We start from the raw sequence: 23,161 nt of genomic DNA, 5'->3' as shown, positions 1-23,161 counted from the left end.
TTGTTCACCGCACGCGACGTACTCGCGTGCTCACGTGCTTTTCTCTACGTACCGCAAAGAACGCAGTCCGCGCTCCAGGTGCCAGTGCAGATAGGCGGAAACAAGCCCGCTGCCCTCCCTGGCGTGCCGCGCCTCGCACGTGTCCGCCGTCTCCCAGTCGCCGGTGAGCAGCGCGCCGAGCAGCGTGAGCGTCTCCGTGGACGGTACGACGCTGCCGGGCACCCGGCAGTCGACGCAAATCGAGCCGCCCGCCGCGACGGAGAAGAAGCGATTCGGTCCCGGCAGGCCGCACTTGGCACAGTCGGTGAAGCTGGGCGCGTAGCCGTTCACGGCGAGGGAGCGGAGCAGGAAGGCGTCGAGGACGAGGTGGGGCGCGTGTTCGCCGCGCGACAGGACGCGCAGCGCGCCGACGAGCAGCAGATACTGCTGCACCGCGGGCTCGCCCTCGTGGTCCGTGAACCGCTCGGCGGTCTCCAGCATGGCCGTCCCGGCGGTGTAGCGGGCGTAGTCGGTGACGATGCCGCTACCGTACGGAGCGATCGTCTCGCTCTGCGTGCAGAGCGGCAGCCCGCGCCCGACGAGCTCACTTCCGCGCGCGAAGAACTGCACGTCGACGTGCGAGAACGGCTCCAGCCGGGCCCCGAACTTGGACTTGGTCCGCCGCACCCCGCGGGCGACGGCACGCACGCGCCCGTGACTGCGCGTGAGTATGGTGATGATGCGGTCCGCTTCACCCAGCTTCTGGGTGCGCAGGACGATCCCGTCATCCCTGAAGAGACTCATCGCGCGCCCCCTCGGGTGTCCCGCCGGGGGTACGGGGGTCGCCCCCCGGAAGACAGCAGCATGATGCGGTCCGCTTCACCCGGCTTCTGGGTGCGCAGCACGATGCCGTCGTCGCGGAACAGACTCATGGGGTCCATTCTCGCGTACGGCGCCGGGTCTCCGGGCCGGGGTGCCCGATCAGGTCCGGTTCGCCTCGTACGCCCTCTGTCTCCGCCACCGGGGCGGTAGCGTACGAAGAGCCGTCCCACCCGCACCGGAGGACCCTGTGAGCGCACAGCTACCTCACCGAAGGAGTTCCGCCCGGCGTCGTGGCCGAGTACAGCTGAGCGTCAGGGCACCTCGCCCCGGCTTCGCGCGTTCGCGTACGCCGTCGCCGCGCGCAGCCGCTCCGCCGCCGTCGCCGTGCGGATCGCCTCCGGGGCGCAGTCCCACTCGCGGCCCCCTCCATAGGGGCGCAGCTGGACGTACGGGCCCTCGTGGCCCATCACCCGCCCCACACGGCCACTGCGCGTGTCGACGACGTACGCGCCCACCGGGAGGTTCGCCGGCACGTTCATGGCGCGCTCCTCAGCGCGGCCGCGAGGCGGGCCGCCGCGTCGACCGAACACCCTCCCAATTCGATCCGCGGACACGGGGCCTCCCTGGCGATGCTCGTCGGATCGATCCCCAATGACGGCAGCACAATTCCCGCTCGCGTCAGCGCGGCGCGCAATTCCTTCACGGTTTCCTCCGCCTGTTCGACACATGCCACTGCGTGGTGCTTTCCGTCCGCCTTCACGTGGCTCCCCTTCGCCTTCGGATTTCACTCTTCTCACCCCCACAGTGACGCACGCCACCTACACTCGGCAGCAGTCTGTCCTCTACAACTGCGGGGCAGCGGAAGGCGGTTGGCCATGGCCAATGGTTCGTGGCAGGCGGCCTGGGAGTTCTTCGGCGCGGAGCTGAAGCGACGCCGCGAGGAGGCCGGACTCAGCCAGTCCGCTCTGGGGGTACGGGTATTCGTATCCGGCGGATACATCGGCCAGTTCGAGCAGGCCATTCGAAAACCTCAGCTGGATGTGGCGCAGCGTATTGATGAGGTGCTGCAAACCGGTGGCTTTTTCGAACGGTTGTGGCGCAAGCTCATCAAGGATCAGCCTTTTACGGAGTACTTCGCGCACGCGGCGGAGCTGGAGCGGCTGGCGATCAAGATCTGCGAGTTCGAACCGGCTCTGATCCCCGGGTTGTTGCAGACTCCCGAGTACGCGCGGGGACTCTTCGCAGCAAGCAACCCGTTCGCAACGGACGAGTACATCGAGGAACTGCTCCGGGCACGCATGGACCGCACGGCACTCCTCAAGGACGCTACACGCCCCGTGTATTGGGTGATCGTGCACGAGACCGCTCTGCTCATCCCTGTCGGCGGTCCCCTCACCATGGCCGGCCAGCTCGCCCACCTCAGCTCGATGTCACGCGGACGCAAGGTGGTGCTTCAGGTGGTCCCCTTCGCCGCCGGGGCGCACCCGAGGATGGGCAAGATGATGAAGCTCATGGAGTTCGACGATGCTCCGCCAACCGTCTATACCGAAGGCGTGCATTCGTCGAGCCTGCTTGATGAGCCGTCAGTGGTGAAGCGAGTACAAGCGTCCTACGATCTGCTCAGGGCCGTCGCATTGTCGCCGGAGGCGTCCCTGGACCTGATCGATTCGGTGTCGGAGGACTACAGACGATGCGCGAGTACGACCTGAGCAACACCCCCTGGCGTAAGAGCAGCTACAGCAGCGGCGATGAAAGTGACAACTGCGTCGAGGTCGCCGACGGAGTCCCCGGTGTCGTCCCCGTGCGGGACAGCAAGGTCCCCCAGGGCCCCGCCCTGGTGATCGGCGCCGGTGCCTGGTCCGCGTTCGTGGCGATGGTCGCGCCTACTGACGACTGATCGCCCTCGTAATGCCCGCCGCGATCGTCGTCGCCAGGGTCCAGCCCAGAACAAGCAGGGTGTACCCGAACCACTGGTACGCCCCCTCCGCCGCGTACGCCTTCTCCTGGCCGAAGTCGACGATCGGGAGCAGCAGGTCCAGCGTGTAGAAGAGCGCGTTGAAGTCCGGGGACTCGTCCGGCTTCAGCGCGGGCGGCTCGCGCAGCGCGAACGTGACGGACCCGACGAGCAGCAGCGACAGCAGCCAGGCCGCCGCCCGCGTGGGCCGGAAGCCGTAGCCGACGGTCACGTCCTGGAGGTGGCCCCAGGCCCTGGCGTACCACGGCAGGGTCGCCCGGTGGCGGCGGTGCTTCGCGAGCTGCACCGTGCGGGCGGCCGCGTCGTCGCCGTTGCGGCGGTACGCGGCGGTGAGCTGTTCGTACGCGTACGGGACGTAGCCGTCGGTGTCCCGTTCCAGGACCTGGAGCCGGCGCTCGGCGGGCTCGTGCGGGCCAAGCCTGGCGTACGTCAGGCCGTCGAGGCGGACCTGGTCCGGCCAGGTCTCCGGGGCGATGTGGAGGAAGTCGAGTTGGCAGCCGCGCAAGGTGACGACACCCTGTATGGGCTCGGCCTCGGCCAGATAGAGGGAACCCCCGACCACGTTGCTGGCGCGCAGGGCCGTGCCGCCCGGATCGGAGAGGCGGGCGCCCTCGAAATCGATCATGCCGGGGATACGGGCGCCGGGCATGTTGAGCCGTCCGGATGCCTTCAGCCGCGCCACGTGCAGGTCCGTCCCCACGCTGAGGTTCGACGCGTGCAGGGCCGTACCTCCCGGATCGCTGAGCACCGCGTCGTCGAACGAGACGTACCCGGCGACGACTGCCCCCGCGAGGCGGACCTGGCCGTGGGCTGTGAAACCCTCGTCGGCCTGGAGGTCATCGTCGATCGTGACGCGGTTCAGGGCGAGGACGGGCTCGGAGTGCGCGACGCCCTGCTCCCCCACGTGCGCACCATTGAGGAAGACCGCCCCCGATATACGCGCGCCGCCGAGCCGGACGGGGCCCCGCACCCGGCACTTGGACATGCGCAGTGAGCCATCGACGCGCAGTGCGATGGCGTGCAGGCCGGGCAGGACGGAGCGGCTCAGGTTGAGCTGCCGCAGCTGTGCCCCGTACAGGTCGGGTACGTCGTCGAAGTAGCAGGCCCAGATGTGCACGGGTCCCGCGACGTCCGCGTACTGGAGATCGAGCCGCTCGCTGATCCGGGCCCCGGCGAGCCGGAGCACCGGCGTCTCCCCGTCGCGCCGGGGCCCGTTCAGGAGCAGCGCTCGCAGCACCTCCGCCCGGACGGTGCGCTCGGGCCCCCAGTAGGCACCGAATTCGGGGCCCTCCTCGCATGTCGTACGGAAGTCGACGTCCCGCCCGTGCGGAAACGCCTCCCACACCCGCCGCTCCGCGTCGGTCAGTTCGCTGATCTCCACCGGCGAGACATTATGCGAAGGCGTCGGACAGCGCCTGCGTCTCCGCGTACGAGGGGATCTCACCGCTCACCGACAGGTCCCGCGCCGCCGCCACCGCCGCGCCCAGTGCCGCGCGGAACAGCAGCGACCCGCAGCTGACCCGGCGTACGCCCGCCTCGGCGAGTTCCGGCAGGGAAGGTCCCTCAGGGGCGTGGAGGGTGTTGAGCGGGGTGTCTTCGAGGGCCGAGGTCAGCTCGGCGATGGCGCGCAGGTCGCGCAGGCCCGGGACGAACACCCCGTCCGCGCCCGCCCTGCGGTAAGCGGCCAGTCGTTCCCCGGTCTCCGGGGCCTTCCCCGCGCCCGGCAACCAGTACGTGTCGGTGCGGGCGTTGACGAAAAGCCTGCCGGTCGCGGCCTCTCGTACGGCGTGGAGGATCTCGCACTGGTGCATGAGGTCCCGCAGCGAGCCGTCCGGGCGGCCGTCCTCAATGTTGATGCCGACGACCCCTGCGGTCGCCAACTCGGCCACCAGGGACCCCACATCCCCGGGGTGGTCGCTGAAGCCGCCCTCGATGTCGACGCTGATCAGCGCGTCGAGGCGGGCCAGGCCGCGGGCCAGCCGGACCGTCTCCGCCCGGGTGGCGCCTGCCCCGTCAGGCAGGCCCGCCGCGGCCGCCACGCCCAGACTGGTCGTGCCGACCGCGCGGAAACCGGCCGCGACGAGCGCGGCGGCCGACGCGTGGTCCCAGGCGTTGGGCAGCAGCAGGGGCGCACCGGCGCGGTGCAGGTCGCGGAACTCCTCGTACCGAAGAAGCGTCGTCATGCCACGACCGTAAGGGCGTGACGTTTCGGCGTGGGGCGAAGTGTGCCGGCCGGTAGTCCCTCACTCCTGCCGCACCGGGAAGTATGCGCGGGGCGTGAGGCCCACGACGTGGTGGAAGGCGGCGGCGAAGGAGCTCGCGGAGGCGTAGCCGACGCGGTGGGCCACCGCCTCCAGCGGCAGGCCCTCGGCCAGGAGCGGCATCGCGGCACGCATGCGCATCCGTTGGCGCCACTGGCCGAAGGCGAGGCCCGTCTCGGTGGTGAAGAGGCGGGCCAGGGTGCGGGCGCTCGCACCGACCTGAGCGCCCCAGGCCGCCAGCTCGCGGCCGTCCGCCGGGTCGGCGGCCAGCGCCCGCGCGACCTCTCGGGCCCTCGGATCCGTCGGCTCGGGCGCGGACACGTCCGTCACGGGCACCGGGTGCAGCGTGTCGAAGAGGACCGCTTCCGCGCGGGCGCGGGCCTCCGGCGTCAGGTCGTCGCGCACCAAGTGGTCGAGGAGCGCGCGGAGCAGCGGGCCGACCATCAGGACCGTCGGCCCCGTCCAGGAGGTGGAGGCGGGGCAGTGGGCCGGGGGCAGGTACAGGCTGCCCATCAGTGCGTCGCCCTCCGACTCCGGCGCGTGGGGCAGGCCCGCGGGGATCCACAGGGCGAGGGACGGCGGCAGCAGCCAGGAGCCGCGGCCGGTGCGGATGCGGAGCAGTCCCCGCGCGGGCCAGGCTAGTTGGTGCTCGGTGTGGTGATGCGTGGGGAGGGCGTGGCCGCGGGGCATGGGGAAGTCGCCGATGAAGAGCGCGGTGCCGTGGGACCGGAGGTCGGCTGTCGGCTGTCCGTTGCGCGACATGGGTCGGCAGCCTAGCCCGTGGCGGCCGGGGCGGGCCCGGCCTAGCGTCGCCGTATGCCGATGAACTGGGCTCACCGCAGATTCTGCAGCTCCGAGAAGTGGGCGCGGATGGTCAAGGACCACGTGCTTCCGTGGGCGCTCGAAGGCGTCGAACTCGGCGACGACGTCGTGGAGATCGGCCCCGGGTACGGGGCGAACCTCCGCGCGCTCGTCGACCTGACGCCCCGCCTCACCGCCGTCGAGATCGACGGGGAGACGGCGCGGCTCCTGGAGCGGAAGTGGGGGAACCGCGCGCGGATCCTGCACGCGGACGGCGCGGCGATGCCGCTGCCCGACGCGGCGTATTCGTCCGTCGTCTGCTTCACCATGCTCCACCACGTCCCGACGGACGAACTCCAGGACCGCATCTTCGCCGAGGCGTTCCGCGTGCTGCGCCCCGGCGGTGTCTTCGCGGGCAGCGACGGGCAGCCGAGCCTCGCGTTCCGGGTGCTGCACCTCCGGGACACCAGCAACACGGTGTCGCCGGCAGGGCTCCCCGACCGCCTGAAGGCCGCGGGCTTCAGGGATGTGGTGGTCGGCCTGCACCCGCGCAATGGCGCGCTGCGCTTTCGCGCGCACAAGGCGTAGCTCAAAATGTGGACATGAAGAGTGACTTGTTCTCCAGTGACCACATGGCCCAGCCGGCCCTCGCCCCCGGCATGACGCTCCAGAATGCCAAATCCGTCAAGTACGCGGTGGACGGCGAGATGCTCGCCCGGCAGGGCGCCATGATCGCCTACCGGGGCGACCTGCAGTTCGAACGCAAGGGGCAGGGCGTGGGCGGCATGCTCAAGCGCGCCGTGACCGGCGAGGGGCTGCCACTGATGGCCGTGCGGGGCATGGGCGAGGCGTGGTTCGCGCACGAGGCGCAGAACTGCTTCATCGTCGACATCGAGCCCGGCGACGTCCTCACGGTCAACGGCCGCAACGTCCTCTGCTTCGACGCGACCCTCTCGTACGAGATCAAGACCGTGAAGGGCTCGGGCATCGCCGGGGGCGGGCTGTTCAACAGCGTCTTCACCGGCAGCGGGCGGCTCGGCCTGGTCTGCGACGGGAATCCGCTGGTGATCCCCGTGTCGCCGCAGCAGCCCGTGTACGTCGACACGGACGCGGTGGTCGGCTGGACCGCCGGCCTGAGCACGTCCCTGCACCGCTCGCAGTCCATCGGGTCGATGATCCGCGGCGGCTCGGGCGAGGCCGTGCAGCTGAAGCTGGAGGGCGAGGGGCACGTCATCGTGCGGCCGAGCGAGGTGACGCCGCAGAAGGCGCAGCAGCACTGAGCCCCCGGACGCGGTACGCGGTACGCGGTGACGGTGACGGTGACGGTCGATAACCGGCCGAGTGCCGCTACAGCCGGTGAGCAGGCGTCTTGTGCAAGCAAGTACCTTTCGTCTCATGCTTGTTGACCAAGGAGACGAGAGGGCGGGTGTGCGGCTGCGGCCGCCGCGCCATTCCCTGGACCGCCGCGCCGTCGCCTGGTGGCGTACGCAACTGCTGCTGACGACGGCCGTCCCGGTGGGCCTCCTGGTCCTGCTCGCCGTGCTCATCGCACCGGCCCGCTTCTGGCTGCTGCTGCCCGCCGCGGTCATCGCGGTGCCGGGGCTGCTGGCCGGGGCACTGCTCCCGCTGTGGTGGTACAAGGTGCACCGCTGGGAGGTCACCGAGGACGCGGTGTACGTGCGGACCGGCTTCTTCTGGATGGAGGGCCGGATCGCGCCGATGTCGCGGCTCCAGACGGTCGACACGATGCGCGGGCCCGTCCAGCGGGTCTTCGGGCTGACGACCGTGACGGTCACCACGGCGTCCGCCAAGGGCGCCCTGAAGGTCAAGGGGCTCGACCACGCGACCGCCGCCGAACTGGCCGAGCGGCTCGCCCTCGTCACCCAGGCGACGCCGGGGGACGCGACGTGAGCGGCGTGGCCGAGTCCTCCGGTGCCCCCACGGCCTCCGGTGCCCCCGGTGTCGGCGATGTCCGTGACGCCTCCGATGCCCACGACGAGCCCGGCTGGCGGCGGCTCGACCGGCGTTCGCTGCTCGTCACCGTGCAGATGACCGGCGGCGTGGTGACCGCCATCGGCCTGCCGGTCACCCTCAGCTTCCAGGGCTGGGTGGACATGGGGCCCGTGATCGCCTGGGCGGTGGGGCTGAGTCTGCTGGTGATCGCGTGCGGCGTCTGGCTCGACGCGCTGCGGCTGCGCCACAGCCGCTACCGCGTCGGCCCCGAGCGGGCCGAGCTGCGCAGCGGCATCCTCTTCGCCAAGCACCGCTCCCTGAGCCGCGAGCGGATACGTTCCGTCGACCTCGTCGCCCACCCGCTGCTGCGCCTCCTCGGCCTGGTGGAGGTCCGGATAGGCACCGGCGAGCAGAGCTCCGCCCAGGAGGCCACCCTCGAACTCCGCCCCGTCCGCAGGGCCGAGGGCGAGCGGCTGCGGCGCGAACTGCTCAGCCGGGCGGCCCCCGACGCCGCGTCGGACGCGGAGGGCACGATCGCCGCCCTCGACTTCCGCTGGATCAGGTACGCCCCGCTGTCCTTCGTCACCTCCGCGCTCGCCGCCGCGGCGGGCGGCGCGGTGATGCAGGTCAGCGAGTGGTTCGGGGTGCAGGAGGAGGTCATCGAGTGGGTGGGTGACCTGTTCCGGGGGATGTCCGTGGCGGGCATCGTGCTCGCCCTGGTCGCGGGGGCGCTCGCGGCCGGGTCGGTGGGGGCGCTCGGACTGTGGGTCGAGATGTGGTGGAACTACCGCCTCGAACGGGAGCCCGGCGGGACGCTGCGGGTGCGGCGCGGGCTGCTCACGACGCGCTCGGTCTCCCTGGAGGAGGCCCGGCTGCGCGGTGTCGACGTGGTGGAGCCGCTGGGCCTGCGGCTGTCGGGCGCGGCCCGGGTCGACGCGGTCGCCACGGGTCTGTCCCGGCGTGACGAGGAGGACCAGGCGGGCCCCAGCACCCTGCTGCCCGCCGCGCCGCGCCGGCTCGCCGACGAGGTGGCGGCGCGCGTCCTGCGGGAGCCGGTGACGCCCACCGCCGCGCGGCTCACGGCCCATCCGCGGGCGGCGCGGTCCCGGCGGATCCGCTGGGCGGTGTCGGCGGCGCTGGCGCCCGCGCTGGTCCTGCTGCTGCTCGGGGCGCTCATCGGGCTGCCGACGCTGACGTATCTGGGGGCGGGCGTCGCGGTGGTCCTGGTGCCGGTGGCGGTGGCGCTCGCCTGCGACGCGTACCGCAGCCTGGGGCACGCGCTCGACGCCGACTACCTGGTCGTACGCTCCGGCACGCTGCGCCGCTCCACGGTGGCGCTGCGCCGCGGCGGCGTCATCGGCTGGACCGTCAAGCAGTCCGTGCTCCAGCGCCGGGCGGGCCTGGTCACCCTGAGCGCGACGACGGCCGCGGGCGCGCAGGCGTACGCGGCGTACGACGTGGGAGAGGCGGAGGGGCTGGTGTTCGCGGAGCGGGCGGTACCGGGTCTTCTGACCCCGTTCCTGGAAGGGGCCCCCACCACGCCCTCGTAAGGGCGCAGGCTCGCGCCCCGTAAGAGGCGCAGGCGGCATCGCCAGCGGCTCCGCCGCGGGGTCGCCCCGTAAGGGGCGCGGGGAACTGCGCGACCAGCCACAACGAACCCGCGGGCTCCAGACCGGCACACGCCCCCGCAAGGGGCGCGGGGAACTGCGCGACCAGCCACAACGAACCCGCACAGTCCCCACACGCCCGCCCCCCTGAACTCAGCGAGCGGCCCGCTTCTCGTAGCCGACGAGGCGCACGCACACAGCAAGCCCCTCGATCGCCTGCTCCAGCTCCGCGAGGCTCGGATAGCTGGGCGCGATGCGGATGACGGCGTCGCGCGGGTCGTTCCCGTACGGGTGCGTCGCCCCGGCCGGAGTGAGGACGATCCCCGCCTCGGCGGCGCGGCGCACGACCTCCTTGGCGCAGCCGTCCGGGACTTCGAGAGTGACGAAGTAGCCGCCCCTGGGCGACGTCCAGGAGGCGAGGCCCGTGGAGCCGAGCTCCGCGTCCAGGATGCGGGCGACCGTCTCGAACTTGGGCTGCAGCAGGGCGCGCTGCCGCTCCATGTGGGCGCGTACGCCGTCCGCGTCCTTCAGGAACATGACGTGCCGCAGCTGGTTGACCTTGTCCGGGCCGATCGAGCGCTTCTGGTTGTTGGCGAGGAGCCACTTCACGTTGGCGGGCGACGAGCCGAAGAAGGCGACGCCCGCGCCCGCCGCCGTGATCTTCGAGGTGGAGCCGAAGACGAAGGCGCGGTCCTCGTGCCCGGCCGTGGCGCAGGCGGCGAGCAGGTCGGCGATCTCGGCGGGCTCGTCGGTGAGGTGGTGGGCGGCGTACGCGTTGTCCCAGAAGATCCGGAAGTCCGGGGCGGCGGTGGGCATCGCGGCGAGCCGCGCGACGGTCTCGTCGCTGTAGACGACGCCGTCGGGGTTGCTGTACTTCGGCACGCACCAGATGCCCTTGACCGCCGGGTTCCCGGCTACGAGCCGCTCGACCTCGTCCATGTCGGGGCCTTCGGCGGTCATCGGCACGGGGATCATGTCGATGCCGAACCGCTCGCAGAGCGCGAAGTGCCGGTCGTAGCCGGGCACCGGGCAGAGGAACGCGATGCGCCCCTGGTCCACCCAGCGCGACTCGGCGCCGGGCAGCACGCCGAGGAGGGCGTGCACGAGGCAGTCGTGCATCAGCTCCAGGCTGGAGTTGCCGAGCGCGAGCAGCTGCCCGGCGGGCACCTGGAGCAGCTCGGCGAAGATCTCCCGGAGCTCGGGCAGGCCCTGGAGCCCGCCGTAGTTGCGCACGTCGGTGCCGTCGGCGGAGGTGTGCCGTCCCCCGGGCAGGCTCAGCAGGTCCTCGGCGAGGTCGAGCTGCTCCGGCGCCGGCTTGCCCCGCGTCAGGTCGAGGGAGAGCCCGCGCCCGGCGAGCTCCTCGTAGTCCCGCCGCGCCCGCTCGAGCAGCCCGGCGAGGGCCGGGGCGTCGGGGGCCGGGGCGTCGGGGCTCAGCTCGGTGGTCATGGTGTCGCCTCTCGCAGGTCGGGTTAAGCCTGCCGAGGATACAAACCGGCGCGGCACGACGGCGGCGCCGTCCGGCCCGTGAGCGGACACACCGGGACACACCGGCGGCGCACCAGCGGGCGCAGCGGCGGACGCACCGGCGGGCACCGCACGTCCTGACCCCAGATTTCCCACCCGTGCGGGCGCGCTGCGTGGAGTCTTGACCCGCCCCCCGCCCGCTCCTATCGTCGCCACGCCACCCATGACGTAGGACGTGGGACCTCTCAGGTAGGCAAGGGAGACACAGTGACCGATCTGCCCTCTCCGACCGTGCGCCGCGCCGTCCTGCCGGACCGCCGGGCCTTCCTCAAGTACTCGGGTGCGCTGAGCGCGGCCGCCGCCGTCACGACCACGCTCTCCGCCTGCTCTTCGGGACCCGAGTCGACCAATGAGACCGGGGGCGGCGGTCAGGGCGGCGGGTCGACGCTCACGGCCGTCATCGGGTACGGGAACGACGGCAGCTGGGACCCGACCCAGACCGCGTCCGCCTTCGCGATGGCCGGCAACGAACACATCTACGAGGGGCTGCTCGGGACCGATCCGATCACCCGTGAGCCGTACGCCGCGCTCGCCACGGAGATCCCGAACGACCTCAAGGCGACGACGTGGAAGTTCACCCTGCGGCCGGGGGCCAAGTGGCACGACGGGAAGCCCGTCACCGCCGACGACGTCGTGTTCGTCTTCGACCGCATCCTCGACCCGAAGACCCAGACGCTCGCCAAGGGCTTCTTCGCGAGCTGGCTGAAGGAGGTCAGGAAGGTCGACGCGACCTCCGTCGAGCTGGTGCTGAAGTTTCCCTTCCCCGACGGTGCCGCCCGGCTCTCCCTCGCCAAGATCATGCCGAAGCACGTGTTCGGGAAACCCGGCGCCTGGGACGACGCGACCAAGGGGAAGGCGGTGGGTTCCGGACCGTACAAGCAGGCCTCGCACCACCCGAAGTCGAACACCACCTTCGAGGCCTTCGACGACTACAACGGCCCGCGCAAGGCCGCCTTCAAGAAGATGAACTGGCTGACCATCGTGGACGCCGCGCCGCGCGTCGCGAAGATCTCCGGCGGCAGCGCGGACGCGGAGATCGCCGACAACATCCCGTACGCCAACATCGAGCAGCTGAAGAAGGGTGGGATGACCGTCGAGGGCGGGGCCGGGATGAACAATCTCTTCCTGCTCTTCAACACGGCCCACAAGCCGTTCGACGACGTCCGTGTCCGGCAGGCCCTGCACTACGCCATCGACCGCGACAAGATGATCCAGGCCGCCCTCAAGGGCCACGGCAAGGCGTCCACCTCCTTCCTCAACGAGGCCAACCCCTCCTACCGGCCCGCCAAGACCGTCTACGGATACGACCTGGCCAAGGCCAAGAAGCTGCTGAAGGACGCGGGCGTCGGCTCGCTGAAGATCAACCTCATGGCGGTCAACGTGAGCTGGATCGTGGACTGCCTGCCGACCATCCAGGACGGCTGGGAGAAGCTCGGCGTCGAGGTCACCCTCGACCCGCAGGAAACCACCGCCGTCTTCACCAAACTGGACCAGAAGAAGGACTTCCAGATCGTCGCGGCCGCCTCGAACCCCAACCAGTTCGGGCTCGACGCCGACCTGATCATGCATTACAACTACGGCCCCGAGAACCTCTGGATGGGGTACGCGCGGTGGGCCGACGACGCCGTCGCCAAGAAGCTCTTCAAGGACATGGCCGCCGCCACCCGCGAGCCCGAGGCCGGCCGGAAGAAGACCATGATCCAGGAGTACATCGACGTCGTCGCGGAACAGGCCGTCCTCTACCCCGTCGTCCACAACGAACTCATGACCGCCTGGGACCCGAAGAAGGTCACCGGCGTCAAGGCCCAGCCCTATCCCGGTATCAACCTCCTCCAGGCCAAGTGGGCTTGACCGGCACGTGAGGTGAGGAGTCGTACGCCTTGACCGCAGTCCTCAGAATCCTGGCCCGCCGCGTCGCCCTGCTCGTCCCGCTGCTGCTCGGCATCGTGCTCTTCGTGTTCCTCGTGATGCGCTTCTCGGACGTCGACCCGGCGTCCGCGTTCTTCCAGGGCGCCAACCCGACACCCGAGCAACTGCACGCGTTCCGGGAGGAGAACGGGCTCCTCGACCCGCTGCCCGTCCGCTACGTCGCCTTCGTCGGCGACCTGCTCCACGGCGACATGGGCATCAGCGTCCTCAACCGCTCCCCCGTCGTCGACCAGGTCACCACCGCTCTGCCGCTCACCATGCAGCTCACCTTCCTCGGGCTCGGCATCGCGGTCGTCCTCTCCCTCACCCTCGGCGTCACCGCGGCGATCTACCGCGACCGGCTGCCCGACCAGCTGATCCGCGTCGTCTCCCTGACCGGTGTCGCGGCGCCCGGCTTCTGGCTGGCGCTGCTGATGATCCAGTACCTGGCCGTGGACCTCGGCTGGTTCCCGACCGGCGGCTACATCAACCCCGCCGACTCCCTCACCGGCTGGCTGAAGACCATGACGCTGCCCGCGCTCGCGCTCTCCCTGCCGGTGGCGGCCGGTCTCACCCGCATCATCCGCACCGCCGTGGTCGAGGAGCTCGACAAGGACTACGTCCGCACCGCCATCGGCAACGGCCTCCCCCCGGTGGTCGTCGTCGGCCGCAACGTCCTGCGCAACGCCCTCATCAACCCGCTCACCGTCCTCGGCCTGCGCGTCGGCTATCTGCTCGGCGGCGCCGTCGTCATCGAGACGATCTTCTCGCTGCCCGGCATGGGGAAGCTGATGATCGACGCCGTGAAGAACGGCGACCCGGCCGTCGTCCAGGGCGTCGTCATCACCACGGCCGTCGGCTTCGTCGTCGTGAACCTCGTCATCGACGTCCTCCACCTCCTGGTCAACCCACGCCTGAGGGGGTCGAGTTGATGTTCACCTCACGCAAGGAGCTGACCGAGCGCCTCGCCGTGCCCGGCCTGCGGATCCGCTCCTTCCGCAAACTTCCCGTGCTGTCCCGGATCGCGGTCGGCGTCGTCGGCCTCGTCGTCCTGGTGGCCCTGTTCGCCCCGCTCATCGCCCCGCACGACCCGCTCGACCAGCAGCCCCAGACCGACGGCACGGGGCACCCCTCCGCCGACCACTGGATGGGCCAGGACAGCCTCGGCCGCGACATCCTCAGCCGGCTCATGTACGGGGCGCGCTGGTCGCTGGCCATCGGGCTCGGCGCCACCCTGCTCGCCCTCGTCGCCGGCGCCCTCATCGGCGCGATCGCGGCCACCTCCCGCAAGGCCGTCGACGAGACGCTGATGCGTTGCCTGGACGTCGTCATGGCGTTCCCGGGGATCGCGCTCGCCGCCGTGCTCGTCGCGGTGTTCGGCGGCGGCATCCTCGTCCTGATCTGCGCCATCGCCTTCCTGTTCACCCCGCCCATCGCCCGTGTCGTACGGGCCAATGTCCTCGACCAGTACGGCGAGGACTATGTCGTCGCCGAACGGGTCCTCGGCGCCCGCACCCCACACATCCTGATCCGCCACGTCGCCGTGAACTGCGCGGCGCCCGTCCTGGTCTTCTGCACCGTGCAGGTCGCCGAGGCCATCGTCTTCGAGGCCTCGCTCTCCTTCATCGGCGCCGGTGTGCGGCCGCCCGACCCGTCCTGGGGCAGCGTCATCGCCGACGGCAAGAACATGGTCCTGATCGGCGGCTGGTGGGCGACGGTCTTCCCCGGGCTCCTGATGCTGCTCACCGTCCTCGCCCTGAACATCCTCTCCGAGGGCGTGTCGGACGCCTGGGCGGCCCCGTCCGGCCGTGACGTCGTGGGCCCTGCCCGCACGCAGGACCGCCTGGAGACCCCCGAGCCCGGCAGCGGCCGGGTCCTCGAACTCCCCGGCCTCACGGAGGCGGCGCACCGCCTCCGCTCCCGCGCCCGCCCCCTCCCCACCGGCGCCCCTGTCCTCGCCGTGACCGGCCTGACCATCTCCTTCCCGCAGCGCCACGAGGGCGTGGACATCGTCGACGGCATCAGCTTCGACGTACGCCCCGGTGAAGTACTCGGCCTCGTCGGCGAGTCCGGCTGCGGCAAGTCACTGACCGCGCTGACAGTGATGGGCCTGGAGCCGAAGGGCGCCCGGGTCGGCGGCCGCATCACCTTCGACGGACAGGAGCTGACCGTCCTGCCCCCGCGCGCCCGGCGCCGCCTGCTCGGCCACGACATGGCGATGATCTACCAGGACGCCCTGTCGTCCCTGAACCCGGCGATGACGGTCCGCTCCCAGCTCAAACAGGTCGTACGACGAGGTGGCCGCCGCACCGCGCGCGAACTCCTCGACATGGTGGGCCTCGACCCCGAACGCACCCTGCGCAGCTACCCGCACGAGCTGTCCGGCGGCCAGCGCCAGCGCGTCCTGATCGCCATGGCCCTCTCCCGCGACCCGAAACTGATCGTCGCCGACGAGCCGACGACCGCGCTGGACGTCACCGTGCAGGCGCAGATCATCCAGCTGCTGCTGCGGCTGCGCGAGGAGCTGGGCTTCGCGCTGATCCTCGTCTCCCACGACCTGGCGCTCGTCGCCGACGTCACCGACCGGGTCGTGGTGATGTACGGCGGGCAGATCGTCGAGACGGGCGTGACGGCGGACCTCGTGGAGTCCCCCGCGCACCACTACACGCGCGGCCTGCTCGGCTCGGTGCTCTCCCTGGAGTCGGCGGCACAACGCCTCACCCAGATCAAGGGGGTCGTACCGTCCCCGGCGGACTTCCCCCAGGGGTGCAGGTTCGCGGACAGATGCCCGCTGGCGAGCGAGGTGTGCCGTACGACGACACCGGAGCTGGCGGGCACACCGGCCCACTCGGCGGCCTGCCACCACCCGGCGGACGCGCCCTGGGGGGAGCGCCCCGCAGGGGCGCCTCCCAGGGGCGCGGGGAACTGCGCGACCAGCCACGACGGAGCGTGACCCGAAATGACGACCACCCCCATCGTCGAGTTGGACGACGTTCACGTAGTACACAAGGCCAGGTCGGGCGGCCTGTTCTCCCGGGACAAGGTGTACGCCCTGACCGGCGCCACCCTCACCGTCGCCGGAGGCGAAACCGTCGGCATCGTAGGAGAGTCCGGCTGCGGCAAGTCGACCCTCGCCAAGGTCCTCGTGGGCGCCCAGCGGCCCACCGCCGGAACCGTCTCGTTCCGCGCCCACGACCTGTGGAGGATGACGCCCGCCGAGAGGCGGAGTTCCATCGGCTCCCACACGGGCATGATCTTCCAGGACCCCTCGACCGCCCTGAACCGCAGGCTGCCGGTCGGGCGGATCCTCCGTGACCCTCTCGACGTGCACAAGCGCGGGACGCCCAGAGAACGGGACGAACGCGTACGGGAGTTGATGGCCCTGGTCGGTCTGCCGAAGGCCCTCGCGGACGGGCTGCCCGGCCAGCTGTCCGGCGGCCAGAGACAGCGCGTGGCGATCGCCCGCGCCCTCGCGCTCGAACCCGACCTGCTGGTCGCCGACGAGCCGACGAGCGCCCTCGACGTGTCCGTCCGCGCCCAGATCCTCAACCTCCTCCTCGACCTGAAGGAACGCCTCGGCCTCGCTCTCGTGTTCGTGTCCCACGACATCCAGACCGTCCGCAGGATGAGCGACCGGGTCGTCACGATGTACCTCGGCCGGATCGTCGAGGAGGCGCCGGCCGCGGAGATCCTGGACCGCGCCCGGCACCCGTACACCCGCGCCCTGTTCTCCGCGACGCCCGGCCTGCTCGACCCCATCGACCCGATTCCGCTGGCCGGTCCCGTGCCGTCGGCGACCCGGCCACCGAGCGGCTGCCCGTTCCGCACCCGCTGCTGGAAGGCGGACGAGGAGTGCGCCACCGCCATGCCGGAGGCCCGGTCGGCGGGCGCGGGGCACCGGTTCCGCTGTTTCCACCCCGTCGACGAGGGAGAGTCGACCCACGAACTCGTCACCCAGGCCGCCGCCACGGCCACGGCCTCCGGAACGGCCGCCGCCACGGCTTCCGGAGCGGCTTCCGGCCCGGCCTCTGTCACCGCACCGAGGGAGCATCCATGACCCTTCCCACTCCGCTGACCGGTGTCGTCCCGCCCGTCTGCACCCCGCTGACACCGGACCGCGAGGTGGACACCCCCTCCCTCACCAGACTCGTCGACCACCTGGTCGCGGGCGGTGTCGACGGCCTGTTCGTGCTCGGCTCGACCTCGGAGGTCGCTTACCTGACGGACCGGCAGCGGGCCCTCGTCGTCGACACGGTCGTCCGGCACGTGGGCGGCCGGCTGCCCGTCCTCGCCGGAGCGATCGACATGACCACGCCCCGCGTCCTGGACCACGCCCGCACCGCCGCCCGGGCGGGCGCGGACGCGGTCGTGGTCACCGCGCCCTTCTACACGCGGACCCACCCGGCCGAGATCGCCCGCCACTTCCGCCTCGTCGCGGAGGGCTGCGCGGTGCCGGTCTTCGCGTACGACCTGCCGATGGCGGTGCACACCAAGCTGGGCGCAGGCCTGGTCCTCGAACTGGCCAGGGACAGCGTCCTCGCGGGCCTGAAGGACTCCAGCGGCGACGAGGGCGCCTTCCGGAGCGTCGTCCTCGGCAAGCGGTCGGAGCCGGGGCTCGCCGGGTTCAGCGTCCTCACCGGCTCCGAGGTGACGGCCGACTCGGCGCTCGCGATGGGCGCCGACGGCGTCGTGCCCGGCCTCGGAAACGTGGACCCCGGCGGATACGTGCGCCTACACCGGGCGTGCCGGGAGGGCGACTGGGCGCGGGCGCGGGCCGAACAGGAGCGGCTGTGCGGGCTGTTCGGGATGGTGGCGGCCGGGGATCCGGCGCGGATGGGCGGGAGCTCGTCGGCGCTCGGCGCGTTCAAGGCGGCGCTGCGACTGCGCGGGGTGATCGACTGCGCGGCCACGGCGGAGCCGCAGATCCCGCTCTCACCGGCGGAGACCGAACGGGTCGGCAAGCACCTGGCGACGGCCGGGCTGCTGTGATGACGTCTGCTACTTGATGTCCGTGTCGCCGAGGGCCTCCATCACCTGGCGGAGCCCGTCGGCCGCCTTCGCGACCTCTGCTACCAGCTGGGCGGCGCCTTCGGCCCGGCCGTCGCCGCCGCGATCTCACTCCGCTGACGGGACCGCCCCCCTCGGATGGCGCTCAGGCCGAGGTCACCGATCCGGGGGCGACGAGCCCCGACTCGTACGCCATGATGACCAGTTGGGCCCTGTCGCGGGCCCTCAGCTTTCCCATGATGCGGCTGACGTGGGTCTTCGCGGTCAGGGGGCTCAGGCCCAGCGTGTCGGCGATCTCCTGGTTGTTGAAGCCGCGCGCGACGAGCCGCAGGACCTGCCGCTCCCGCTCCGAGAGGTTCTCGGGCCCGCCGGTGAGGGGCATCTCCGCGTCCGGGGCCCGCAGCACGCGGGCGATGAGGCGCGCCGTGGGTCCTGGCGACAGGAGAGAGTCGCCGGCCGCCACCGTGCGTATCGCGTCGAGGAGTTCGGCCGGTTTGGTGTCCTTGACCAGGAAGCCGGACGCGCCCGCGCGGAGCGCGTCGACGACGTGCTCGTCCGTGTCGTACGTCGTCAGCATCAGGACCTTCACGCCCGCCAGGTCCTCGTCGGCCGCGAGCAGCCGGGTCGCCTCGATGCCGTCGAGGTCGGGCATGCGGATGTCCATGACGACGAGGTCGGCGCGCTCGGAGCGGGCCAGGTCGACCGCCGAGCGGCCCGTGCCCGCCTGCCCCACGACCTCCATGTCGGGCGCCGAGTCGACGAGCATCGCGAACGCCGCGCGCACCAGCGTCTGGTCGTCGGCGAGCAGCACACGGATGGGCACCGTCATGACAGTCCTCCCAGAGACACGGGTGCGAGGGGCAGCACCGCGGACACCATGAAACCCCCCTCCGGGCGCGGACCCGCGTCCAGGGTGCCGCCGACCGTGCGGGCCCGCTCCCGCATCCCGACGAGCCCGTACCCCGGCGCGTGGCCGGTCTCCTGGGCGGTGCCGGAACCGTCGTCCGTGATGCGCACGCACAGCGCCGCGTCCTCGGTGCGCACCGACACCCGGACGGTGATGCCGGGGCCCGCGTGCCGTACGACGTTGGTGAGCGCCTCCTGCACGATGCGGTAGGCCGCGGCGCCCACGGCGGCCGGTGCCCGGCACTCGGCCACCGCCAACTCGACGCGGGCGCCCGCGGTGCGGGCCGCGGCGGCGAGGTCGGGCAGCCCGTCGAGACCGGGCAGCGGTCCTCTGGCCTCGCCCGCCTCGTCCTCGGTGCCGGACCTCAACACCTGGAGGGTGGCGCGGAGTTCCCCGCGGGCGCTGCGGCAGGTCTCGGCGACGTCGTCGAGCGCCTTGGCGACGGCCGCGCGGTCGAGGCGGTCCGGGTCGGCGGCCAGGACGTGCGCGGCGACGGACGTCTGGACGCCGACGAGGGTGATGCTGTGCGCGAGCAGGTCGTGCAGGTCGCGGGCGACCCGCAGCCGCTCCTCGGCGACGCGGCGGCGCGCCTCCTCCTCGCGGGTGCGCTCCGCGCGTTCGGCCCGCTCCAGTACGGAGCTGACGTACTGGCGGTGGATGCGGACGTATACGCCGAGGAGCAGGAAGGCGACGATCCAGCCGGAGATGCGCAGGGACTGCGCGCCCTCGGCCATGCCTTCGTGGAACTTCACGCTCAGCATGGCGCCCATGACACCGGCGCCGATGAGGAGCGTGTTGCGGGGCCGGGTGCGGGAGGCCACGGTGAACAGCGCGACCATCGACACGGCCATGGGTGCGGTGTGGTTGTTGTCCAGGGAGTGGTAGGTCAGCAGGATCGCCATCAGGGTGACCATGACGCGCACCGGGGCGCGGCGCCGCCACACGACGACGATGTGGGCGACGAGCAGCAGCGCCCAGCCGGCCACGTCCGGCACCTGCCCGTTGTCCCGCACGACCCGCACGATCACGACGGCGCTGACTGCCATGGCGAGGGCGAACAAGGCGTCCGTGCGCAGGCGTTCGCCGGGCGCGGCCGGTCCGAGAACACGCTCGACGAGGTTGCGGCGGACGAGGCCACGCCCTGTGCCCTGACCGGTCTCGGGAGATTCCACGGCTGCATCCTCCAGCACGCGGGTGCCCCTCCGGGAGGGGAGGGGCACCCTGAAGTTGCGGCTCAAGGCGACGCGACCCGCACAGGCTCGGCCTCGCGGGGCGGCGGGGCGGGCGCGGCGGGGGCCTTGGAGAGCGGTCCCGGCCACCACACCTTCCTGCCGAGTGCCACGCTCGCGCTCGTCACCAGGTACGTGCGGACGAGGAAGGTGTCGAGGAGCACGCCGACGGCGATGACGAAGCCCAGTTCGACGAGTTGGACCAGCGGCATGTTGGTCAGCACGGCGAACGTCGCGGCGAGGACGAGCCCCGCGGAGGCGACGACACCGCCGGTGGTGCGCAGGGAGGTGAGCGCGGCCGTCCCCGGTTCGGCCCCGTTCAGGCACTCCTCCCGCATGCGGTGCATCAGGAAGATGCCGTAGTCCACGCCGAGTGCGACGAGGAAGACGAAGGAGAGCAGCCCGAGCCCCGGGTCGGTGCCCTCGAACCCGAAGAGCGGTTCGAAGACGAGGCCCGCGATGCCGAGCGAGGCACCCCACACGGCGACGACCGCGGCGAGCAGCAGCAGCGGCGCGACGAGGCTGCGCAGGAGGGCGACGAGGACCAGCAGGACCGCGCCGAGGACGAGCGGGACGACGATGTTCCGGTCGCGGGCGTTGGTGTCCTTCAGGTCGAGCTGTTGGGCGCTGGGGCCGCCCACGTAGGAGGCGTCGAGGCCGTCGCGGAGCGCCTCGATGGTCGCGGTCTCCCCGGCCGACTCGGGGGCGGACGCCGCGGTGACGGTGATCTCGGTCCAGCCTTCGGCGGTACGTCCCCGTTCTGCGCTGTCGACGCCCTTCGTGCCGCGGATCTCGGCCAGGGAGGCGTCGGCCCGGTCGGCGGGGGTCATGACGGTGATGGGCTGGGTGCCGCGCTCGGGGTAGGCGGTGGCGAGGGTCTCCATGGCGGACACGGATTCGGGGGTCTTGGTGAAGGAGTCCTCCTGTTTGAGCGCGCCCGGCAGGTTGAGCGCGCCGAGGGCGAGCGCGCCGAGCAGCACGGCGCCGCTCGCGAGCACGGTGAGGGGCCTGCGCCCGGCCGAGCTGCCCATCGCGGCGAAGAGACTGCGCCGCTGTTTCGGGGTGCTCCCGAACGCGGGTACGAGCGGCCAGAACACGCGCCGTCCGAGCAGGACGAGCACGGCGGGCAGCAGCGTCAGCATCGTGACGAGGGCGCAGAGCACGCCGACCGTGCCGAGCGGGCCCATGCCGCGGCTGCTGTTGAGGTCGGCGGCGAGCAGGCAGAGCAGTCCGGCGGCGACGGTCCCGGAGGAGGCGAGGACGGCGGGCCCGCAGCCGCGCAGGGCGGCGACCATCGCGTCGTAGGGCTGTTCGATGCGCCTGAGCTCCTCCCGGTAGCGGGAGACGAGCAGCAGCGCGTAGTCCGTCCCCGCGCCGAACACGAGGATGGTCATGATGCCCGAGCTCTGCCCGGAGACGGAGGTCCCGAAGCCCTGGTTGAGTCCGTACGCGACGCCCATCGCGAGGTAGTCGGCGACGCCCGCGACGGCGAGGGGCACGAGCCACAGGAAGGGGCTGCGGTAGATGAGGATGAGCAGCAGGGCGACGACGCCCGCGGTGGTGTAGAGCAGGGGTCCGCCGAGCGAGTTGTAGACCTCGCTCGCGTCGGTGTCGAGGGCTCCGGCCCCGCCCACGTCCACGCTCAGCCCGTCCTCGCCGCGGGCGGTCTCCCTGACGTCCTCGACGAGGGCGTCCCGCTTCTCCTCGTCCTGTCCGGGCTCGGTGGTGGCGATCGGGTACATGAGGGTGGTGCCGTCCTCGGAGGGCACGGCCTCGGGCTTCGCGACGAGCCGGTGGGCGCCCGCTATCTCGGCGACCTGGTTGCCCGCGGTCGTCCGGTCGGCGGCGGTGAGCCCGCCGTCCCGGTGGTAGACGAGCACCAGCTCGGTGGCCTCGCCGCCCGGCAACCGCTCCTGGATCTTCGCGACTTCGGTGGACGCGGCGCTCGCCGGCAGATAGTCGACGGCCCGGTCCTTCTGGACGTCGGCGAGCTTCGCCGCGAACGGCGAGGCCAGTGCGAGCACGACGATCCACAGCCCCAGGAACACCCAGGGCACGGCGCGCCGTCGCCGTCGCGGCGCGGCAGAGGTCTGTGCGGGCCCCATGACGGGCCTCCTTCGGCAGGGGTGACGTTTTCGGGGTCAACCCTGCCGGGACCGCGCCCGCAATCCGTCGGGCCGACGGGCGAGTTGGGCGGTACGGCCCGGGGAGGCGGCGGGCCGCACCTACTCCCCGGGGAGTAGGTGCCGTGTCTCCCGGCGACGGCCGGAGAGCGCGCCTCCGCTCAGGACGGCGTCCGCGCCGCCACCAGGAGGCGGGCGACGTCCTCCGAGCAGATCGTGAGCGCGCAGCCCGCCGTGGTGAGCACGTCCCGCTCCGCGGGGGTGTACGGGCCGTCGGCGAGGGCGATGCGGGCGCCCTGGAGGAGCAGGGCCTCGCGGCCCGCGGGGGCGAGGTGCGGGGCCAGGGGGCCGAGCGCCTCGTGGAGTTCGATGGCGAGTCCGGGGAGGCCGGGGCCGCAGTCGGAGTCGCCGGTGTGCCCCGCTTCGGTGGCGAGCGTGTCGACGAGGGCGACGAGCCGTTCCTCGGAGCAGTCCTCGTGCCCGGCCCCGCTCAGCGCGCAGACGGCCGTCTCGATGACCGCGCGGGAGCCGGTGCCGCCCGTGGAGAGGACGGCGACGACGATCGCGTGCACGGCGTCGCGGAGCATCGCGGAGAGCCGGGTGGTGGTGGGGTGGTCCAGGACGTCCGGGTCGAACAGGTCCTGACAGGCGGCGCACTGGATGACGGGTCCGCGGGTGCCGCGCGGCACGACGGGCAGGCCGAGCAGGACGAAGCGGCGCCGGCCGGTGAGGCGCTGGTAGTTGCGGTCGCCGCCGCAGGCCGGGCAGAAGAACTCGCCGTCGCCGACGGTGTCCCAGGCGGTGTGCATGCCGACCACGCGCCTGCACAGCGCCCGCCCACGGGAGACCGGCTTGGCGGGGATGCGGGAATTCCGGCCGTTTCGTCCACGATCTGGCAGCACCACACACCTCCGTAACTTCCCGGCTGCATTGCCGCGTTGGCGTGATGTTAGCCACATCGATGATGCGGCGTCAGCATCTCGTACAGGAGAGCGAGCCGGACATGGCCGGGAGACGACGCGGCCCCGCCCGCCGGATCGGCGGACGGGGCCGGGCGGAACCGGT

The 23,161-nt window shown here is 71.9% G+C and carries 22 protein-coding genes and 1 pseudogene; 11 read left to right on the top strand and 12 right to left on the bottom strand.

All coding sequences use genetic code 11. The features are described from left to right. Positions 1-30 precede the first annotated feature (30 nt). The 4 genes and pseudogenes from recO to ACZ7LU_RS31745 form a co-directional block, all read right to left on the bottom strand. Complete coding sequence (gene recO, locus ACZ7LU_RS31760) at positions 31-783, bottom strand: DNA repair protein RecO (RefSeq protein ID WP_471918691.1); 753 nt, start codon at positions 781-783, stop codon at positions 31-33. 41 nt (positions 784-824) lie between these two features. After that, positions 825-911 (bottom strand): annotated as a pseudogene (locus tag ACZ7LU_RS31755) (DNA repair protein RecO); the annotation flags it as partial. A gap of 201 nt (positions 912-1,112) precedes the next feature. Continuing rightward, the gene (locus tag ACZ7LU_RS31750; protein ID WP_468083067.1) at positions 1,113-1,340 is read right to left on the bottom strand and encodes a hypothetical protein; all 228 of its coding nucleotides are present in this window, start codon (positions 1,338-1,340) and stop codon (positions 1,113-1,115) included. Continuing rightward, complete coding sequence (locus ACZ7LU_RS31745; protein ID WP_471918690.1) at positions 1,337-1,561, bottom strand: hypothetical protein; 225 nt, start codon at positions 1,559-1,561, stop codon at positions 1,337-1,339. Before ACZ7LU_RS31745 ends, ACZ7LU_RS31750 begins: the two co-directional genes overlap by 4 nt. A 115-nt stretch (positions 1,562-1,676) precedes the next feature. Here ACZ7LU_RS31745 and ACZ7LU_RS31740 point away from each other — a divergent pair, with 115 nt between their 5' ends. Beyond that, positions 1,677-2,510, top strand: coding sequence for a helix-turn-helix domain-containing protein (locus ACZ7LU_RS31740; protein WP_471918689.1), 834 nt, complete (start codon positions 1,677-1,679; stop codon positions 2,508-2,510). Next, positions 2,492-2,698 (top strand): DUF397 domain-containing protein, encoded by a 207-nt coding sequence (locus tag ACZ7LU_RS31735; RefSeq protein WP_471918688.1) that lies wholly within the window; start codon positions 2,492-2,494, stop codon positions 2,696-2,698. Before ACZ7LU_RS31740 ends, ACZ7LU_RS31735 begins: the two co-directional genes overlap by 19 nt. On the opposite strand, the gene ACZ7LU_RS31730 is transcribed toward ACZ7LU_RS31735, so the two are convergent. Genes ACZ7LU_RS31730 through ACZ7LU_RS31720 form a run of 3 tightly spaced genes read right to left on the bottom strand, consistent with a single transcriptional unit; the run spans position 2,685 to position 5,799 of the window. Beyond that, entirely contained in the window at positions 2,685-4,157 is a 1,473-nt protein-coding gene (locus tag ACZ7LU_RS31730; RefSeq protein WP_471918687.1) for a membrane-associated oxidoreductase, read from the bottom strand. The genes ACZ7LU_RS31735 and ACZ7LU_RS31730 overlap by 14 nt on opposite strands. Before the next feature lie 10 nt (positions 4,158-4,167). Continuing rightward, complete coding sequence (locus ACZ7LU_RS31725) at positions 4,168-4,959, bottom strand: isocitrate lyase/PEP mutase family protein (protein WP_471918686.1); 792 nt, start codon at positions 4,957-4,959, stop codon at positions 4,168-4,170. A 60-nt stretch (positions 4,960-5,019) separates the two neighbouring features. Beyond that, entirely contained in the window at positions 5,020-5,799 is a 780-nt protein-coding gene (locus tag ACZ7LU_RS31720; RefSeq protein ID WP_471918685.1) for an AraC family transcriptional regulator, read from the bottom strand. Positions 5,800-5,853: 54 nt separating this feature from the next. Between ACZ7LU_RS31720 and ACZ7LU_RS31715 the strand changes: the two genes are divergently transcribed. The 4 genes from ACZ7LU_RS31715 to ACZ7LU_RS31700 all read left to right on the top strand — a co-directional run bounded on the left by ACZ7LU_RS31715 (position 5,854) and on the right by ACZ7LU_RS31700 (position 9,341). After that, a complete protein-coding gene (locus ACZ7LU_RS31715) occupies positions 5,854-6,426 on the top strand; it encodes a class I SAM-dependent methyltransferase (protein ID WP_471918684.1) in 573 nt (190 codons plus the stop codon). Between the two features lie 14 nt (positions 6,427-6,440). Continuing rightward, positions 6,441-7,118 (top strand): AIM24 family protein, encoded by a 678-nt coding sequence (locus tag ACZ7LU_RS31710; protein WP_471918683.1) that lies wholly within the window; start codon positions 6,441-6,443, stop codon positions 7,116-7,118. 115 nt (positions 7,119-7,233) lie between these two features. Then, positions 7,234-7,749, top strand: coding sequence for a PH domain-containing protein (locus ACZ7LU_RS31705; protein WP_471918682.1), 516 nt, complete (start codon positions 7,234-7,236; stop codon positions 7,747-7,749). A 131-nt stretch (positions 7,750-7,880) separates the two neighbouring features. Next, the gene (locus ACZ7LU_RS31700) at positions 7,881-9,341 is read left to right on the top strand and encodes a PH domain-containing protein (protein WP_471918841.1); all 1,461 of its coding nucleotides are present in this window, start codon (positions 7,881-7,883) and stop codon (positions 9,339-9,341) included. 210 nt (positions 9,342-9,551) lie between these two features. On the opposite strand, the gene ACZ7LU_RS31695 is transcribed toward ACZ7LU_RS31700, so the two are convergent. Further along, complete coding sequence (locus ACZ7LU_RS31695; protein ID WP_471918681.1) at positions 9,552-10,844, bottom strand: aspartate aminotransferase type Ic; 1,293 nt, start codon at positions 10,842-10,844, stop codon at positions 9,552-9,554. A 285-nt stretch (positions 10,845-11,129) separates the two neighbouring features. On the opposite strand from ACZ7LU_RS31695, the gene ACZ7LU_RS31690 reads away from it, so the two are divergent. Genes ACZ7LU_RS31690 through ACZ7LU_RS31670 form a run of 5 tightly spaced genes read left to right on the top strand, consistent with a single transcriptional unit; the run spans position 11,130 to position 17,819 of the window. Beyond that, positions 11,130-12,773 carry an ABC transporter substrate-binding protein gene (locus tag ACZ7LU_RS31690; protein WP_468083055.1) on the top strand — a complete coding sequence of 548 codons (1,644 nt, stop codon included), beginning with the start codon at positions 11,130-11,132 and terminating at the stop codon, positions 12,771-12,773. Positions 12,774-12,802: 29 nt separating this feature from the next. After that, positions 12,803-13,762, top strand: coding sequence for an ABC transporter permease (locus tag ACZ7LU_RS31685; RefSeq protein ID WP_398297606.1), 960 nt, complete (start codon positions 12,803-12,805; stop codon positions 13,760-13,762). Further along, on the top strand, positions 13,762-15,783 hold the full coding sequence (locus tag ACZ7LU_RS31680; protein ID WP_471918680.1) for a dipeptide/oligopeptide/nickel ABC transporter permease/ATP-binding protein: 2,022 nt from the start codon (positions 13,762-13,764) through the stop codon (positions 15,781-15,783). Before ACZ7LU_RS31685 ends, ACZ7LU_RS31680 begins: the two co-directional genes overlap by 1 nt. Positions 15,784-15,789: 6 nt before the next feature. After that, on the top strand, positions 15,790-16,887 hold the full coding sequence (locus ACZ7LU_RS31675) for an oligopeptide/dipeptide ABC transporter ATP-binding protein (protein ID WP_471918679.1): 1,098 nt from the start codon (positions 15,790-15,792) through the stop codon (positions 16,885-16,887). Continuing rightward, complete coding sequence (locus ACZ7LU_RS31670) at positions 16,884-17,819, top strand: dihydrodipicolinate synthase family protein (RefSeq protein ID WP_471918678.1); 936 nt, start codon at positions 16,884-16,886, stop codon at positions 17,817-17,819. Before ACZ7LU_RS31675 ends, ACZ7LU_RS31670 begins: the two co-directional genes overlap by 4 nt. A 163-nt stretch (positions 17,820-17,982) precedes the next feature. Here the strand turns inward: ACZ7LU_RS31670 and ACZ7LU_RS31665 are convergent, their stop codons facing one another. From ACZ7LU_RS31665 to ACZ7LU_RS31650, 4 genes are all read right to left on the bottom strand, one after another. After that, a complete protein-coding gene (locus ACZ7LU_RS31665) occupies positions 17,983-18,666 on the bottom strand; it encodes a response regulator transcription factor (RefSeq protein WP_471918677.1) in 684 nt (227 codons plus the stop codon). Then, positions 18,663-19,916, bottom strand: a complete 1,254-nt coding sequence (locus ACZ7LU_RS31660; protein ID WP_471918676.1) for a sensor histidine kinase — start codon at positions 19,914-19,916, stop codon at positions 18,663-18,665. The genes ACZ7LU_RS31665 and ACZ7LU_RS31660 overlap by 4 nt, the downstream gene beginning before the upstream one ends. Before the next feature lie 62 nt (positions 19,917-19,978). After that, on the bottom strand, positions 19,979-22,078 hold the full coding sequence (locus ACZ7LU_RS31655; protein ID WP_471918675.1) for an MMPL family transporter: 2,100 nt from the start codon (positions 22,076-22,078) through the stop codon (positions 19,979-19,981). 179 nt (positions 22,079-22,257) lie between these two features. After that, complete coding sequence (locus ACZ7LU_RS31650; protein WP_468083045.1) at positions 22,258-22,998, bottom strand: TerB family tellurite resistance protein; 741 nt, start codon at positions 22,996-22,998, stop codon at positions 22,258-22,260. Positions 22,999-23,161: the final 163 nt, after the last annotated feature.

The sequence above is a fragment of the Streptomyces sp. NPDC039462 genome (assembly GCF_055639375.1).
Note: the sequence above shows the minus strand (reverse complement) of the source record. Positions and strands in the feature narration are given on the sequence as shown.